The organism is Ornithinicoccus halotolerans (genome assembly GCF_009602535.1).
GTDB classification, from domain to species: domain Bacteria; phylum Actinomycetota; class Actinomycetes; order Actinomycetales; family Dermatophilaceae; genus Ornithinicoccus; species Ornithinicoccus halotolerans.
Genome location: NZ_WIQI01000020.1, coordinates 1 through 14,655 on the forward strand (window position 1 = coordinate 1; position 14,655 = coordinate 14,655).

General features: G+C 75.3%; 15 protein-coding genes. 9 read left to right on the forward strand and 6 right to left on the reverse strand.

All coding sequences use genetic code 11. The annotated features are described in order from the left end of the window. A partial coding sequence (locus GFJ45_RS16710) for a hypothetical protein (RefSeq protein ID WP_228386575.1) occupies nucleotides 1-199 on the forward strand: 199 nt, incomplete at its 5' end. Nucleotides 200-205: 6 nt separating this feature from the next. Here GFJ45_RS16710 and moaA read toward each other — a convergent pair. Together moaA and GFJ45_RS05985 are read right to left on the reverse strand one after the other, a co-directional pair. Then, a complete protein-coding gene (moaA, locus tag GFJ45_RS05980; protein ID WP_153395174.1) occupies nucleotides 206-1,207 on the reverse strand; it encodes a GTP 3',8-cyclase MoaA in 1,002 nt (333 codons plus the stop codon). Continuing rightward, nucleotides 1,204-1,722 carry a MogA/MoaB family molybdenum cofactor biosynthesis protein gene (locus GFJ45_RS05985; protein WP_153395176.1) on the reverse strand — a complete coding sequence of 173 codons (519 nt, stop codon included), beginning with the start codon at nucleotides 1,720-1,722 and terminating at the stop codon, nucleotides 1,204-1,206. The genes moaA and GFJ45_RS05985 overlap by 4 nt, the downstream gene beginning before the upstream one ends. A 168-nt stretch (nucleotides 1,723-1,890) precedes the next feature. On the opposite strand from GFJ45_RS05985, the gene GFJ45_RS05990 reads away from it, so the two are divergent. The 8 genes from GFJ45_RS05990 to GFJ45_RS06025 all read left to right on the forward strand — a co-directional run bounded on the left by GFJ45_RS05990 (nucleotide 1,891) and on the right by GFJ45_RS06025 (nucleotide 10,191). Next, on the forward strand, nucleotides 1,891-2,973 hold the full coding sequence (locus tag GFJ45_RS05990) for an iron-siderophore ABC transporter substrate-binding protein (RefSeq protein WP_153395178.1): 1,083 nt from the start codon (nucleotides 1,891-1,893) through the stop codon (nucleotides 2,971-2,973). Then, complete coding sequence (locus tag GFJ45_RS05995) at nucleotides 2,970-3,992, forward strand: FecCD family ABC transporter permease (RefSeq protein WP_228386577.1); 1,023 nt, start codon at nucleotides 2,970-2,972, stop codon at nucleotides 3,990-3,992. Before GFJ45_RS05990 ends, GFJ45_RS05995 begins: the two co-directional genes overlap by 4 nt. Then, a complete protein-coding gene (locus GFJ45_RS06000; RefSeq protein ID WP_153395180.1) occupies nucleotides 3,989-5,083 on the forward strand; it encodes a FecCD family ABC transporter permease in 1,095 nt (364 codons plus the stop codon). Before GFJ45_RS05995 ends, GFJ45_RS06000 begins: the two co-directional genes overlap by 4 nt. Before the next feature lie 62 nt (nucleotides 5,084-5,145). Further along, nucleotides 5,146-6,045: an ABC transporter ATP-binding protein gene (locus GFJ45_RS06005; protein WP_153395230.1), complete on the forward strand. Its 900-nt coding sequence runs from the start codon at nucleotides 5,146-5,148 to the stop codon at nucleotides 6,043-6,045. Continuing rightward, nucleotides 6,042-6,899, forward strand: a complete 858-nt coding sequence (locus tag GFJ45_RS06010; RefSeq protein WP_153395182.1) for a siderophore-interacting protein — start codon at nucleotides 6,042-6,044, stop codon at nucleotides 6,897-6,899. The genes GFJ45_RS06005 and GFJ45_RS06010 overlap by 4 nt, the downstream gene beginning before the upstream one ends. Nucleotides 6,900-6,970: 71 nt before the next feature. Then, nucleotides 6,971-9,082: an MMPL family transporter gene (locus GFJ45_RS06015; protein WP_153395233.1), complete on the forward strand. Its 2,112-nt coding sequence runs from the start codon at nucleotides 6,971-6,973 to the stop codon at nucleotides 9,080-9,082. A 25-nt stretch (nucleotides 9,083-9,107) separates the two neighbouring features. Next, nucleotides 9,108-9,824: a M50 family metallopeptidase gene (locus GFJ45_RS06020; RefSeq protein WP_228386587.1), complete on the forward strand. Its 717-nt coding sequence runs from the start codon at nucleotides 9,108-9,110 to the stop codon at nucleotides 9,822-9,824. Between the two features lie 127 nt (nucleotides 9,825-9,951). Beyond that, nucleotides 9,952-10,191: a hypothetical protein gene (locus tag GFJ45_RS06025; RefSeq protein WP_153395184.1), complete on the forward strand. Its 240-nt coding sequence runs from the start codon at nucleotides 9,952-9,954 to the stop codon at nucleotides 10,189-10,191. Between the two features lie 25 nt (nucleotides 10,192-10,216). On the opposite strand, the gene ilvA is transcribed toward GFJ45_RS06025, so the two are convergent. From ilvA to GFJ45_RS06045, 4 genes are all read right to left on the reverse strand, one after another. Next, complete coding sequence (gene ilvA, locus GFJ45_RS06030; protein ID WP_153395237.1) at nucleotides 10,217-11,473, reverse strand: threonine ammonia-lyase IlvA; 1,257 nt, start codon at nucleotides 11,471-11,473, stop codon at nucleotides 10,217-10,219. Nucleotides 11,474-11,546: 73 nt separating this feature from the next. Further along, nucleotides 11,547-12,566: a sugar phosphate isomerase/epimerase family protein gene (locus tag GFJ45_RS06035; protein WP_153395186.1), complete on the reverse strand. Its 1,020-nt coding sequence runs from the start codon at nucleotides 12,564-12,566 to the stop codon at nucleotides 11,547-11,549. A gap of 6 nt (nucleotides 12,567-12,572) precedes the next feature. After that, the gene (locus GFJ45_RS06040; protein WP_153395188.1) at nucleotides 12,573-13,745 is read right to left on the reverse strand and encodes a Gfo/Idh/MocA family protein; all 1,173 of its coding nucleotides are present in this window, start codon (nucleotides 13,743-13,745) and stop codon (nucleotides 12,573-12,575) included. Next, nucleotides 13,742-14,629, reverse strand: coding sequence for a sugar phosphate isomerase/epimerase family protein (locus GFJ45_RS06045; RefSeq protein ID WP_153395190.1), 888 nt, complete (start codon nucleotides 14,627-14,629; stop codon nucleotides 13,742-13,744). The genes GFJ45_RS06040 and GFJ45_RS06045 overlap by 4 nt, the downstream gene beginning before the upstream one ends. Between the last annotated feature and the right edge of the window lie 26 nt (nucleotides 14,630-14,655).

Consider the following 14,655-nt stretch of genomic DNA (forward strand, 5'->3'; position numbering starts at 1 on the left):
ACCTCGGCCCCGACATCACCCCGGTGATGGCGCGCGCGGTCTGGGCGGTCGGCTGGGACAAGCCGTCGTTCTGGGGGCACCGGTGCGCCGGCTGGTGGAGCCGCTGCGGCTGGCGGCGGCCACCGGGCTCGAGCAGCACCTGGGCGACGTGGACACCCCCGAGCAGCTGGCTCGCTGGCGGGAGCGCCCGCTGGGGTGACCCGGCTCAGCCGCCGATGGCGCTCATCGGTCGAGGTGGCTGCAGGAAGGCGGGGTCGTCGATGTCGTGGCCGGCCCGCTTGCCGGCCAGCGCGCTGGTCACCAGCCGCTGCAGCGCCTCGTCGCCGGCGCCGGCGCGCAGCGGGGTGCGCAGGTCGGTCTCGCCGGTGGCGAACAGGCACGTGCGCAGCTGCCCGTCGGCGGTGAGCCGCAGCCGGTCGCAGGCCCCGCAGAACGGTGCGGTGACCGAGGCGATCACGCCCACCGTCTCCGGGCCGCCGTCGACGAGGAACAGCTCGGCCGGTGCGCTGCCGCGGGTGGGCACCGGCTGTAGCCGGTGGGCGGTGCGCAGCCGGTCGAGGATCTCCTCGCCGGTGACCATGCCGTGGCGGGTCCAGGTGTGACCGGCGTCCAGCGGCATCTGCTCGATGAAGCGCAGCTGGTAGCCGTGCTCGAGCGCGAACGCGAGCAGGTCGACCGCCTCCTGGTCGTTGACCCCGCGCAGCAGCACGGTGTTGAGCTTGACGGGGTGGAAGCCCGCCTCGGCGGCGGCCCGCACCCCCCGCAGCGTGTCGTCCAGCCGGTCCCGCCGGGCCAGCTCGCGGAAGGTGTCGGGCCGCAGGGTGTCCAGGCTGATGTTGACCCGGGCCAGCCCGGCCGCCCGCAGGTCGTCGGCGACCCTGTCCAGGCCGAGGGCGTTGGTGGTCATCGACACCTCGACCGGCCCGTCGTCACCGGTCATCGCGGCGATGCCGGCGACCACGTCGACCAGGTCGCGCCGCAGCAGCGGCTCCCCGCCGGTCAGCCGCACCTCGGTCACGCCCAGGTCGACCGCCATCGCCACCAGCCGCAGCAGCTCCTCGGTCGACAGCAGCGTCGGCTTGGCCAGCCACGGCACGCCCTGCTCGGGCATGCAGTAGGTGCAGCGCAGCGAGCACCGGTCGGTCAGCGACACCCGCAGGTCGCGGTGTCGCCGGCCGAACCCGTCCGTCAGCGGCTGCTCGGTCATCCGTGGTCCCCCGTGTCCAGCTGCACCAGCAGGTGCGGCACCAGCGGCAGCAGCGCGGGCAGGTTCTGCTCGACGGCCCGCACGCTGCCGGGCAGGTTGACCACGAGAGTGCCCCCGCCGGTGCCCTCGGCCGGGTCGATGACGCCCGCCGTGCCGCGGGAGATGGCGGCCATCGGGGTGTGCGCGGCGCCCTCGCGGCGCAGCTGCTCGGCCACCCCGTCCAGCTCCCGGGTGAGCACCTGCCGGGTGCCCTCCGGCGTGTAGTCCCGGGGTCCCACGCCCGTCCCGCCGGTGGTGACCACGAGCCGGTAGCCCTCGGCCACCGCCTCCCGCAGCGCCGCCGCGACCGAGTCGGCGCCGTCGGGGATGACGAGCGGTCCGTCGACCCGGTGGCCGGCCTGGGTCAGCAGCTCGACCAGCCGCGGCCCGGACCGGTCGGGGCGGGACCCGCTGGCGGAGCGGTCCGACACGGTGACCACGAGGGTGGGCACCGACCGGGGGTCGGTAGCGGCCATGCCGACCATCGTAGGTGGGTGCCGGGGGAGCCGCGCAGGGTCTGGCGGGTCCTCGCGGCCGAATACCGCAGCCGCCCGTTTGCTAAATGGAGTTAGGGCTGCCTAACCTCAGCGGTGTTCGGTCCGCGCGGCCGAGCACCAGAGCTGACCGAGCCGCAGGAGCCGTCCATGTCCCGATCCCTCACCTCCCTGGCAGTCGCGAGCACCGGCCTGGTGCTGCTCGCGGCGTGCAGCACCGGCCCGGCGGGAGGTGGGGAGACCGGCGGCAGCGGGCAGGGTGACGCCGCCGGCAGCACCGCCAGCGGCGAGCCGGCCGGCGACCAGTTCCCGGTGACCATCGAGCACGCCCACGGCGAGACCACCATCGAGGAGGACCCGCAGCGGGTCGCCACCGTGGGCTGGGTGGACCACGACGTGATGGTCTCCCTCGGCGAGCTGCCGGTCGGGGCCACCAAGATCAGCTGGGGCGGCAACGAGCAGGGCTCCACCGACTGGTTCGACCAGGCGGTCACCGAGCAGGGCGGTGACCCTGCCGAGATCGCTCGCTACGACGACAGCGACGGCATCCCCGTGGACGAGATCGCCGCCGTGCAGCCGGACCTGATCCTCGGCACCAACTCCGGCATGACCGCCGAGGAGTACGAGCGGCTGTCCAAGATCGCCCCCACCGTGGCCTACCCGGAGGTCGCCTGGGCCACGCCGTGGCGGGAGTCGCTGCAGATCGTCGGCCAGGCGCTGGGCCGCACCGCCGAGGCCGAGCAGGTGCTCGCCGACACCGAGGCCGCCATTGAGGCCGCCCGCGAGGAGCACCCGGGCCTGGCGGGCCGGACCGTGGCGTGGACCTGGTTCACCCCCGGCGACCTGTCCAGCATCGGCCTCTACACCACCCAGGACCTGCGCCCGCAGATCTCCCGCGAGTTCGGCATGGAGGACGCCGGCATCGTGACCGAGCTCAGCGAGGGCAACGACAGCTTCTCGGCGACCCTGTCCGCCGAGCGTGCCGATGAGCTGGACGCCGACCTGGTCTTCTTCTGGACCGAGGACGAAGCCCAGGCCGAGCAGATCACCAGCGACACCCTGCTGCAGCAGGTGCCCGCCTTCGAGCGTGGCTCCTACGCCGTCCTCACCGACCAGCCGCTGGTCACCGCCATCACCTCCCCGACCCCGCTGTCCATCCCGGTGGTCATCGAGCAGTTCCTGCCGCAGGCCGCCGAGGCCGCGAGCCAGCTGGAGGAGGGCGCGGAGCGGTGACCACGCTGACCGGCACGCCGCCGCGCGTGCGGTGGACCGCGGGCCTGATCGGCCTGGCGGTCCTCGCCGTGTGCGCGGGGCTGTCGGTCGCGGTGGGCGCCCGGACGCTGCCGCCCGCCGACGTGCTGCAGGGGCTGGCGCCGCTGCTCGGCGGCGACGGCACCGGCTCGCCGACCGAGTCGATCGTCCGCGCCCGCGCGGACCGCACCGTCATCGGCGTCCTGGTCGGGGTGGCCGTCGCGCTGTCCGGTGCGGCGATGCAGGGGCTGACCCGCAACCCGCTCGCCGACCCCGGTCTGCTCGGCGTCAACGCCGGCGCGGCACTGGCCATCGTCCTCGGCATCCAGGCCGGGATCCTCGGTGGCGCCAGCGGCTACGTCTGGTTCGCGATGCTGGGCGGCGTGCTGGCGGCAGCCGTCGTCTACGGGGTGGCCTCCCTCGGGCCCGCCGGGCCGCAGCCGCTCACGATGACGCTCACCGGCGCCGCGCTCACCGCGGGAGTGACCAGCGTCGTCGCCGGCGTGCTGGTGACCAACGACGGGGCGCTGGAGGTGTTCCGGTTCTGGCAGGTCGGCTCGATCGCCGGCCGCTCGGTCGAGCTCGTGACCGGGGTCGCCCCGGTCCTGCTCGCCGGGCTGCTCATCGTGGCGCTGTCCGGTCCCGTGCTCAACGCCACCGCCCTCGGGGAGGACCTGGAGCGGGCCCTCGGCCAGCGGACGCTGCTCGCCCGCGGGGTCGTGGCGCTGGGCGCGGTCGCGCTCGCGGCCAGCGCGGTGGCACTGGCCGGCCCGATCGCCTTCGTCGGGCTGGTCGTGCCGCACCTGGTCCGGCTGGTCACCGGCCCCGACTACCGCCGGGTGCTGCTGGGCAGCGCCCTCGTCGGGCCGGTGCTGGTCCTGGCCACCGACGTGCTGGGCCGGGTCGTCTCCCCGCCCTCGGAGGTGCAGGTCGGCATCATGACCGCCGTCCTGGGCGCCCCCGCGCTCATCCTGCTGGTGCGGCGGACGGCGATGCGATGACCACGCTGGGCACCACCACCGCCGCCACCCGACCGGCCGGCCCGGCCACCGCGCCGCCGGGCGACCCCGGTCTCCCCGCCCGGGTGCGGGCGCGCACCCGTCGGCGCTCCGGCCTGGTGCTGACGGCGCTCGTGACCGGGTGGCTGGCTGCGTTCCTGGTGCGGGTCCTGCTGGGCGACTTCACCATCACCGTCCCGGACGCGCTGCGGATCGTCACCGGCACCGAGATCCCGGGGGCCAGCTTCATCCTGATGGAGTCCAAGCTCCCCCGGGCGCTGGCGGGCACCTGCGCCGGCCTGGCGCTGGGCGCCTCCGGCGCGACCTTCCAGGCGATGGCCCGCAACCCGCTGGCCAGCCCGGACGTGCTGGGCATCACGATGGGATCCTCGGCGGCGGCCGTCTTCACGCTCGTGGTCCTCGGCGGCAGCGGCCCGGCCGTCACCGTCGCCGCGCTGGCCGGCGGCGCGGCCGTCGCCGCCGCGATCCTGCTGCTGTCCGGTGCGGCGGCGGGCGCGGCTCCCTACCGGATGATCCTCACCGGCGTGGCGCTGGCCGCGATGCTCACCTCGGTCGTGCACTGGGTGCTGCTCACGGCCGACGTCTACCGCGCCCACGAGGCCATGGTGTGGCTGACCGGCAGCCTCACCGGCGTCCGATGGGCCGAGATCGGCCGGATGGCCCTCGTCGTGGCCGTGGCGCTGCCGCTGCTGGCCGCGGTCGCCAGTCGGCTGCGGCTGGTCGAGCTCGGCGACGACCTCGCCCACGGCCTGGGCGTGCCGCCGCGCCAGGTGCGCGCGCAGGCGATGGGGCTGGTCGTGGTGCTGACCGCCACCGCGACCGCCGTCTGCGGGCCGATCGCCTTCGTCGCGTTCCTGGCCGGTCCGATCGCGCGCCGGCTGCTGGGCGGGCACACCTCCATCCCGGCCGCCGCCGTCGTCGGCGCCGTCATCGTCGTGGTCGCCGACTACCTGGCGGCGTACGCGCTGCCCGGCACCAACCTGCCCGTCGGCGTGGTCACCGGGCTCGCCGGCGCGCCGTTCCTGCTGTGGCTGCTCGTGTCCACCCGCCCCTCACGCCAGGAGGCCGCATGACCGCCGTCCAGACCCCGTCCACCCGGCACGCGCCGCCCGCGGTGAGCGGCCCGGCGGGCGGGATGGGCCCGGACGCCGGGCCCGCCGCTCCCGCGACGGGCGGCACCGCGCTGGTCGCCCAGGGTGTCTCCCTCGGCTACCAGGGCCGCCCGGTCGTCGAGGGCCTCGACCTGGCGGTGCCCCGCGGGCAGGTGACCGCCGTCGTGGGGCCGAACGGCTGCGGCAAGTCCACGGTGCTGCGGGGGCTGGCACGGCTGCTCCGGCCGACCGCGGGCCAGGTGCTGCTGGACGGCCGTGACCTGCACCGGATGCCCACCCGGCAGGTGGCCCGGGAGGTCGGCCTGCTCCCGCAGAGCCCGGTCGTGCCCGACGGCATCACCGTCGCCGAGCTGGTCAGCCGCGGCCGCCACCCCCACCGCGGGCTGCTGCGGCAGTGGACCCGGGACGACGACCGCGTCGTGGCCGAGGCGCTCGCGGTGACCGGCACCGAGGACCTGGCCGGCCGGGAGGTCGACCAGCTCTCCGGCGGGCAGCGGCAGCGGGTCTGGATCGCCATGGTCCTGGCCCAGCGCACCGGCCTGCTGCTGCTGGATGAGCCGACCAGCTTCCTCGACATCGCCCACCAGGTCGAGGTGCTCGACCTGGTACGCGACCTGTCCACCCAGCAGGGCACCACCGTCGTGATGGTGCTGCACGACCTGGCGATGGCGGCTCGGTACGCCGACCACCTGGTCGCCGTCCGCGAGGGCCGGATCGCCGCCCAGGGCGCCCCCCGTGCGGTCGTCACCGCCGAGACCGTCGAGCAGGTCTTCGGTGTCCGCTGCCGGGTCCGCTGGGAGGAACCCGACGGCGACCTGACCGTGGTGCCGGTGGGCCGGCACCGCTCGACCAGCGCCCGACCCGGCGCCGCCGCCCGACCGGGCGCGGCCGCTACCGCCACCACCGCAGGAGGTGCCTCGTGACCACGACCCTGGAGCGCGTCAGGACCCGCGTGCGCCGCGCCGCGTACGCGCGGACCATGGCCATGCCCATCGAACGGGAGCACCATCACGGCTTCCCGGTCACGGTCACCGACGTGGTGGACGTGACACCGCACTACCGGCGACTGACGCTGGCCGCACCGCAGCTGCGGGAGTACCGCACGCTCGGGCCGGACGAGTACTTCGGGCTGGTCATGCCCCAGCCCGGGCAGGAGCTGCCGGACCTGTCCCGGCTCGCCGGCAGCAACCTGCGGGGCGCCCTCGGCGAGCTGCCGGAGGTGGAGCGCCCGGACCTGCGGTGGTACACCGTGCGCCGGCACCGGCCGGAGGCCGGCGAGGTCGATGTCGAGGTCGTCACGCACGGGGACGACGGACCCGGGTCGAGTTGGGTGCGCCGCGCGCAGGCCGGGCAGCTGGCCGGGTTCCAGACCGGCTCCAGCTGCTACCGACTCGGTTCGGCCGCCGGCGACCAGGTGCTCGTGGCCGACGAGACCGCCTTCCCGGCGCTGTGCGGGATCCTGGAGCAGGCCGGTCCCGGGGTGCGGCCGCACGTGTTCCTCGAGGTGCCCGGCCCGGGGGTGCTGCCGGACCTGACGCCGCTGGCCGCGGGGCTGGCGGGGACCGTGGCCGTGGTCGACCGCGGTGACCGCGCCCCCGGCCAGGCGGTCACCGAGACACTGGCCGCGGCTGACCTACCGGCCCCGACGTTCGCCTGGGCGTGCGGCGAGAAGGAGCTCGCGGCCTCGGTGCGCCGTCACCTGGTCTCCGAGCGCGGGATGGACAAGCGCCGGGTCTACTTCTGCGGCTACTGGATCCTGGGGCGGCCCCGCGGGTGACCCGGGTCGCGCGCCGCCACGGCCGGCTCTCCGGTGCGTGCCCACCGGCGACCGGCTAGGTTCAGCCGGTGATGACGAGGACCGGCTCGGTCGCCGGGCCGCCGCAGCCGGGGCGCCACCGCACCGGCCACGGCACCGGTCGGCGTCGCCGCGCGTGGGCCGTGACGCTGCTCGGCCTGCTGGTGGGGCTGGGGGTGCTGCTGGGCGTCGGCCCCGCCGAGCGCAGCCCTGCCACGACTGATGACCTGGCGGCGGGCTACGACAGCACCCGCGCCGAGGTGCTGCGGGAGCGGCTCCCGCAGGACGACGACGAGGCTCCCGCCGTCGTGCTGTTCACTGCTGACGGCGACATCCCGGAGCAGCTGCCGCAGCTCGAGCAGCTGCTCGGGCAGCTGCCGGCGGGGCAGCAGCTGGTCACTGGTGCCGGCCCGGCCCTCACCCCGGCCGAGGACGGAACTGCCGCCACCGCGGTCGTGCAGGTCCCCACCGAGACCGCCACCCAGGCGCAGGCCGAGGTTGCCGGGCTCCGGCAGGTGCTGCGGGAGGGCGCGCCGGACGGGGTGACGGCGCAGGTCACCGGTCCGGCGGCGATCGAGGCCGACCTCGCGGCCGTGTTCGAGGGGGCCAACACCACGCTGCTCGCCGTCACGGCCGCGGTGGTCGCGGTGCTGCTGCTGGTGACCTACCGCAGCCCGGTGCTCTGGCTGCTCCCGCTGGCGGTGGTGGCGCTGGCGGACCGGGTGGCGGTCGTGCTGGCCACCCAGGTGCTCGCCCTGGCCGGCGTCCCGTGGGACGAGTCGACCGAGGGCATCCTGTCGGTGCTGGTCTTCGGGGCCGGCACCAACTACGCGTTGCTGCTCGTCTCCCGGTACCGCGACGAGCTGCGGCTGCGCGACGACCGGCACGCCGCGGTGGCGGTGGCCCGTCGCCGGACGGCCGAGGCGGTCCTGGCCAGCGCGGCCACCGTCGTCATCGGCGTCCTGGTGCTGCTGTTCTCGGTCTTCCCCACCACGCGCGGGTTGGGGCTGGCGTGCGCCGTCGGCGTCACGGTCGCCGCGGCGGCGGTGCTGCTGGTGCTGCCCTCGGTGCTGGTGCTGCCGGGACGGTGGGTGTTCTGGCCGCGGGTGCCACGGGTCGGCCAGCAGGTGCTCAGCGAGGGCCGGACCGGCTGGCGGCGCGTCGGTGACCTGGTCGCGCGCCGGGCACCGGTCATGGTCGCGGTCACCGTCGCAGTGCTCCTGGCCGCGGGTGCGGGCAGCACCCAGGTCCGGCTCGGGCTCTCGCCGTCGGAGCAGTTCCTGCAGGAGCCGGAGGCGATCACCGCGGGGCAGCGGCTGGCCCAGTCCTTCCCCGCCGGCCTCGCCGACCCGGTGGTCGTGGTGAGCGAGACCGAGGACCCGACGGCGGTCGCCGACCTCACCGAGCGGCTCGGCCAGGTGGCGGGGGTGGTCACCGTCAGCCCGGCCGGCCAGGGCGGTGGCGTCACCGAGCTGCGGTTGCTGCACGACGAGCCCGCCGGCACCGAGCAGGCCGCCCAGCTGGTGGCGCGGGTCCGGCAGGCACTGCAGGAGGCCCCCGACGGGGAGCGGACCGCGTGGCACGTCACCGGCACCAGCGCCCAGGCCCTGGACTCGCGGGAGGGCGCCGAGCGGGACCGGTGGCTGCTGGTGCCGGCGATCCTGGTGCTGGTCCTGCTGGCGCTGGCCGGGATCCTGCGCTCGGTGCTGGCGCCGGCGCTGCTGGTGGCCTCGGTGGTGCTGTCCTACACCGCGGCGCTCGGTGTCTCGTGGTGGTTGTTCACCGGCCCGCTGGGGTTCTCGGCGCTGGACGAGTCGGTGCCGCTGCTGTCCTTCCTGTTCCTGGTGGCGCTCGGTGTCGACTACAACATCTTCCTCATCACCCGGACCCTGGAGGAGGCGCCCGCGAGCGGTACTCGCGAGGGTGTGCTGCGGGCCCTCGCCGCGACCGGCGGGGTGATCACCAGCGCGGGGATCCTGCTGGCGGCGGTGTTCGCGGTGCTGGGCGTGCTGCCGCTGGTGGTGCTCGCCCAGATCGGCACGGTGATCTGCCTGGGGGTGCTGCTGGACACCCTCGTCGTGCGCACCGTGCTGGTGCCGGCGGTGGTGCACAGCCTGGGCGAGCCGTTCTGGTGGCCGCGCCGCGTCGCCCGCTCAGCCGGGTGACAGCAGCGCCGGGCAGGATGGCCCGGTGGAGTCGCTGGTGGAGGTGCTGACCGAGGTCTGGCGACGGGCGGTCACTCCGCAGTCGGTGCCCGAGCCGGCGACCGTGCTCGCGCTCGCCGGCGTCGCGGTGGTGCTGCTCGCGCTCCCGCCCGTGGCCCGGGCGGCTCGGCACGCGACCACGCTGGTGCACGAGGTGGGCCACGCCACGGTCGCGCTGCTGGCGGGGAGGCGGCTGAGCGGGATCCGGCTGCACACCGACGCCTCGGGGCTCACCTCCTCCAGCGGCCCCGCTCGCGGGCCGGGCATGGTGCTCACGCTGCTGGCCGGGTACCCCGCGCCGACGGTCACCGGGCTGGCGGGGGCCTGGCTGCTCGGGTACGGCTACGCCGCGGGCCTGCTGTGGGGGTTCGTCGCGCTCTGCGCCGTGCTGATGCTGGTGGTGCGCAACGTCACCGGCTGGCTGCTGGTGCTCGGCCTGGGCGGCGGCGTCGCGGTGGCGAGCTGGCTGCTGCCACCGGCGGCGCTGGTCGGCGCGGCCCACGTGCTGCTGTGGATGCTCCTGCTCACGGCGCCACGGGCGGTGCTGGACCTGGCTCGGGGCCGGCGGCGGCGCCGCGACCGGTCCTCCGACGCCGCCCGGCTGGCCTCGCTGACCGGTGTCCCGGCGGGAGCCTGGGTGCTCCTGCTGCTGCTGCTCACCCTGGCCGGGCCCGCGCTGCTGGCCTGGCTGCTGCTCCGCTGACCGGTCCGGGCCCGGGGGGTGACCCACCGCAGCGGGTGGCTCGGGCGGGGGCCGACTCGGTGGCGGGCCGCCAGTGGACGCCGCCGACGGGGTAGTGCCAGGGTGAGGTCACCTGTGGAGGTGTCCCGTGATCCCGACGATGGTCCTGGTCGGCCTGCTGCTCGGCCGGTGGTGGTGGCAGGCCGTGATCGGCGGCGCGCTCGCCTGGCCCACCCTCCTGCTGATCGAGGGCGTCATAGCCGAGGGCGAGGTACTCACCGCCGCGGGCCTGGGCGCGCTCAACACCGCCGGTGGCGTGCTGGTCCACCAGCTGCTGCTACGCGGGCTGCGGGCGCTGTGGTCCCGCCGCCGCCCGGCCGCTCCGTGAGCGCCGGAGACGTCGGAGGCGGCCGCTACAGGATGAAGCGGAACAGCGGGCTGTCCGGGGGGATCTGCTCCACCTGGATGGATGAGGTCGCCATCCGCTGCAGCAGCGGCGGCAGGTCCTCCGGCTGGCCCAGCTCGATCCCCACCAGGGCCGGGCCGGTCTCGCGGTTGCTGCGCTTGACGTACTCGAACAGCGCGATGTCGTCCTCGGGCCCGAGCACCTCGTCGAGGAAGCGGCGCAGCGCTCCCGGCTCCTGCGGGAAGTCCACCAGGAAGTAGTGCTTGCGTCCCTCGTAGACCAGGGCCCGCTCCACGATCTCGGGGTAGCGCAGCACGTCGTTGTTGCCGCCGGAGAGCACCACCAGGACGGTCTGCTCCCGTGCCGGGAGCAGATCCGCGACGGCCGCCGGTGCCAACGCTCCCGCCGGCTCGGCGACGATCCCGTCGGCCTGGTAGAGGGCCAGCATCTCCTGGCACACCCGGCCCTCGGGGATGACCGTCATCCGCACACCGGCCTCGTGCACGACCTGGTAGGGCAGCTCGCCCACCCGGCGCACCGCGGCCCCGTCGACGAACGGGTCGATGTGGGGCAGCGTCACCGGCCCGCCGGAGGACAGCGCCGCCGACATGCTGGCCGCGCCGGCCGGCTCCACCCCGATGAGCTCGGTCCCCGGGCTGTGCTCGCGCAGCCAGGCGACCGTCCCGGCCAGCAACCCGCCGCCGCCGACCGGCACCACGACGACGTCGGGCACCTGCCCGAGCTGTTCGACCGCCTCCCGGACGACGGTGCCCTGCCCGGCCACCGTGCGGGCGTCGTCGAACGCCGGTACCACCACCGCCCCGCTCTGCTGGGCGTACCGGTCGGCTGCCGCCGACGCCTCGTCGTAGCCGGCGCCCTCGACGACCACGTCGACCGACTCGCCCCCGATGCGTGCCACCCGGTCCCGCTTCTGCCGCGGGGTGGTGCGGGGCAGGAAGATCCGGGCCCGGACACCGAGCCGGTTACACGCGAAGGCCACGCCCTGAGCGTGGTTGCCGGCGCTGGCGCAGGTCACCCCGCGGGCCCGCTCGTCCTCGTCCAGCTGCGCGATCAGGTTGGTCGCGCCGCGGACCTTGTAGGAGCGGACCGACTGCAGATCCTCCCGCTTCAGCACCACGCGGGCACCGGCGAGGGCGCTGAGCCGACGCTGCTCGGTCAGCGGGGTGCGGGTCACGATCCCGTCGAGACGGTGCGCGGCCGCGTCGATGTCGGCGGCGGTCACCGGGCGCTCGGTGGAGGGCATGCTCCAGCGTGCCACGACCGCCTCCCGCGGCTGCGTGCGGGGCACCCCGGCGAGTCAGGGTGGCCGGCGCCGTTCAGCCCTGGTCGAAGGCGGCGTCGAAGCTGGCGGTGGCAGGCGGGAAGTCCAGCCCGCGCAGGTACTCCAGCGCCTCCTTGGCGCCATGGAGCCGGTCCATCCCGGCGTCCTCCCACTCCACCGAGATCGGCCCCTCGTACCCGGCGGTGGCCAGCGCCCGGAAGCAGTCCTCCCACGGCACGTCGCCCCGACCCGTCGAGACGAAGTCCCAGGCCCGGTGCGGGTGGCCCCACGGCAGGTGCGAGGACAGCCGGCCGTTGCGCCCCCCGCCGGTCCGCATCCGGGTGTCCTTGCAGTCCACGTGGTAGATGCGGTCGGCGAAGTCGGTGATGAAGGCGACCGGGTCGATGTCCTGCCACAGCATGTGGCTGGGGTCCCAGTTGAGACCGAACGCCTCCCGGTGCCCGATCGCCTCCAGCGTCCGCACCGTCGTCCAGTAGTCGTAGGCGATCTCGGACGGGTGCACCTCGTGGGCGAACCGGACCCCGCACTCGTCGAAGACGTCCAGGATCGGGTTCCAGCGGTCGGCGAAGTCTTGGTACCCGGCCTCGATGGTGCTGGGTGGCACCGGCGGGAACATCGCGACGTACTTCCAGATCGAGGAGCCGGTGAACCCCACGACGGTGTCGACGCCGAGCCGCTGGGCCAGCCGGGCGGTGTGCTGCAGCTCCTCAGCGGCGCGCTGCCGCACCCCCTCGGGGTCCCCGTCGCCCCACACCCGGTCGCCGACGATCGCCCGGTGGCGCTCGTCGATAGGGTCGTCACAGACCGCCTGGCCCTTCAGGTGGTTGGAGATCGCCCACACCTGCAGCCCGTGGCGGCGCAGCACGTCCAGCCGGTCCTCGATGTAGGCGTCGTCGTCCCAGCGCCAGGCGTCCAGGTGCTCCCCGGACACCGCGATCTCGAGCCCGTCGTACCCCCATCCGGCGGCCAGGGAGGCGACCTCCTCCAGCGTCAGGTCGGCCCACTGGCCGGTGAAGAGGGTGAAGCGGCGGCGCGGCGTGCTGGTCTCGGTCACGGTCGGTCACTCCTTCGTCGGTGCGGTGGTGGTCACGGAGACGGCGGCGCCCCCGGCGTCCGCGCTGCGAGCGATACCGTCCAGTACCTGCTGGACGGCGTAACCCTCCTCGAAGCCGGGCGCCGGGTCCTGCCCGCGGGCGATGGCGCGCAGGAAGTCGGCAGCCTGGGAGGTGAACGTGTGGTCCCAGCCGAGGATGTGGCCGGGTGGCCACCACGCGTCCAGGTACGGGTGGTCGGCCTCGGTGACCAGGACCCGACGCGGACCCTGGAGCCGCTGCTCCCCCTCCGCGGTCAGCAGCCGGAGCTCGTTGAGGGACTCCAGGTCGAACCCGAGCGACCCCGCGGAGCCGTACACCTCGACCTGCAGCGCGTTCTTGCGGCCGGTCGCCATGCGGGAGACTTCCAGGCTGACCACGGTGCCGGACCGGGTCCGTAGCGTCGCCCACGCGGCGTCGTCCACGGTGACCGGCTCCGGTCCGGACTCGCCGTCGCGCTCGGTGACGAACGTCTGCAGCCGCCCCTGCGCCTCGATGACCGGCTCGCCCAGCAGGGCGTGCACCTGGTCGACGGCGTGCGAGCCGAGGTCGCCCAGCGCCCCGGAGCCGGCCCGTTCCCGGCGCAGCCGCCACGTCATCGGCGCCCCCGGGTCGACCAGCCAGTCCTGCAGGTAGCTCACGCGGACCTGCCGCACCGTCCCCAGCCGGCCCTCCCGCACCAGCTCCCGCGCCAGGGCGAGGGCCGGCACGCGTCGGTAGTTGAAGCCGACCATCGCGCGCACCCCGTCGGTCCGGGCTCGCCGGGCGGCGGCGAGCATCCGCTCCGCCTCCGCCACGGTGTTGGCCAGCGGCTTCTCGACGATCACGTGCTTACCGGCCTCGAGGGCCGCGACGGCGACCTCGGCGTGGAGGTGGCCAGGGGTGCAGACGTCCACGACGTCCACGTCGCGGCGGTCCAGCACGGCGCGCCAGTCGGTCGCGGCCTCCTCCCAGCCCAGCTGCGCGGCGCTGTCGGCCACCCTGGCCGCGTCCCGGCCGACCAGCACCCGCCGGCGAACCGCCGGGGCGTCGGGGTAGAAGGCGGCGACGTTGCGCCAGGCGTTGGAGTGGGCCCGGCCCATGAACGAGTGGCCGACGACGGCGACACCGAGCGGGGCGTCCTGGCGATGGTCGGGCGTCATGGCTTCCTCGTCTCGGTCGGGGGGAGGTCGTGGTCGGTGGCGAGCGAGCGCAGGAAGGCCAGGCCGTCCCGCGCCAGCTGGTCCGGGCTCGCCGCCAGCGGCCGCCAGATGGAGGCCGCCCGGGCGATGGCGGCGTTGTCGGGGGTGAAGCTCTCGATGACCAGGGGCCCCTGGTAGCCCACGTCGTCCAGGGCCGCTACCAGCGCCGGCCAGTCGGTCTGGTCGCCCCCGGGCGCCCCCCGGTCGTTGCCGCACACCTGCAGGTGGACCAGGTGCTCGCCGGCCGTGCGGACCGCTCCGGCCGTGGAGCGCTCCTCGATCCCCAGGTGGTAGCTGTCCAGCGCGAGCCCGAGGGCGGGCCCGAGCAGGCCCTCGAGCGCCGTGAGCGCCTGCTCGACGGTGTTGACCAGCGACGTCTCGTAGCGGTTCAGCGGCTCGAACCCGAGGGCAAGGCCGCGGTCACCGGCCTCCTCGACCAGCGGCGCCAGCGCGCTGCGCCACTGCCGCTCCGCCGCCCGGCGCTCCTCACCGGACATCCGCCAGACCCGGCCGGTGGCGCTGGAGACCGGCCCGCACACGGCGGGCGCCCCGATCGCCCCGGCCAGGTCCAGGCAGCCCCGGAGGTAGTCCTGGGTGTGCCGCACCGTCTCCGGGTCCGCTGCCAGCAGGTCCCGGCCGGGGGCCATGGCGGCCACGACGTGCGGGGACAGCCCGGTCTCCTCCAGCAGCGGGCCGAGCACGTCCGGTGACAGGTCACCGGGCTGCTCCAGCGGCAGCTCGACGGCGTCGAAGCCGAGCTCGGCGACGTGCCGCAGCAGCGGGCCGCTGGAGTCATCGGTCAGGGGCGAGGTCCACACCCAGGTGTTGATCCCGATCGGGCGCACGCGGACACCTCCGTCAGAGCGGTAGC

Excerpts from the sequence above, each read along its gene's own strand:
- moaA (WP_153395174.1), bottom strand. The coding sequence starts at position 1,207 with ATGACCGAGCAGCCGCTGACGGACGGGTTCGGCCGGCGACACCGCGAC.
- GFJ45_RS05985 (WP_153395176.1), bottom strand. The coding sequence starts at position 1,722 with ATGGCCGCTACCGACCCCCGGTCGGTGCCCACCCTCGTGGTCACCGTG.
- GFJ45_RS05990 (WP_153395178.1), top strand. The coding sequence starts at position 1,891 with ATGTCCCGATCCCTCACCTCCCTGGCAGTCGCGAGCACCGGCCTGGTG.
- GFJ45_RS06000 (WP_153395180.1), top strand. The coding sequence starts at position 3,989 with ATGACCACGCTGGGCACCACCACCGCCGCCACCCGACCGGCCGGCCCG.
- GFJ45_RS06005 (WP_153395230.1), top strand. The coding sequence starts at position 5,146 with ATGGGCCCGGACGCCGGGCCCGCCGCTCCCGCGACGGGCGGCACCGCG.
- GFJ45_RS06015 (WP_153395233.1), top strand. The coding sequence starts at position 6,971 with ATGACGAGGACCGGCTCGGTCGCCGGGCCGCCGCAGCCGGGGCGCCAC.
- ilvA (WP_153395237.1), bottom strand. The coding sequence starts at position 11,473 with ATGCCCTCCACCGAGCGCCCGGTGACCGCCGCCGACATCGACGCGGCC.
- GFJ45_RS06040 (WP_153395188.1), bottom strand. The coding sequence starts at position 13,745 with ATGACGCCCGACCATCGCCAGGACGCCCCGCTCGGTGTCGCCGTCGTC.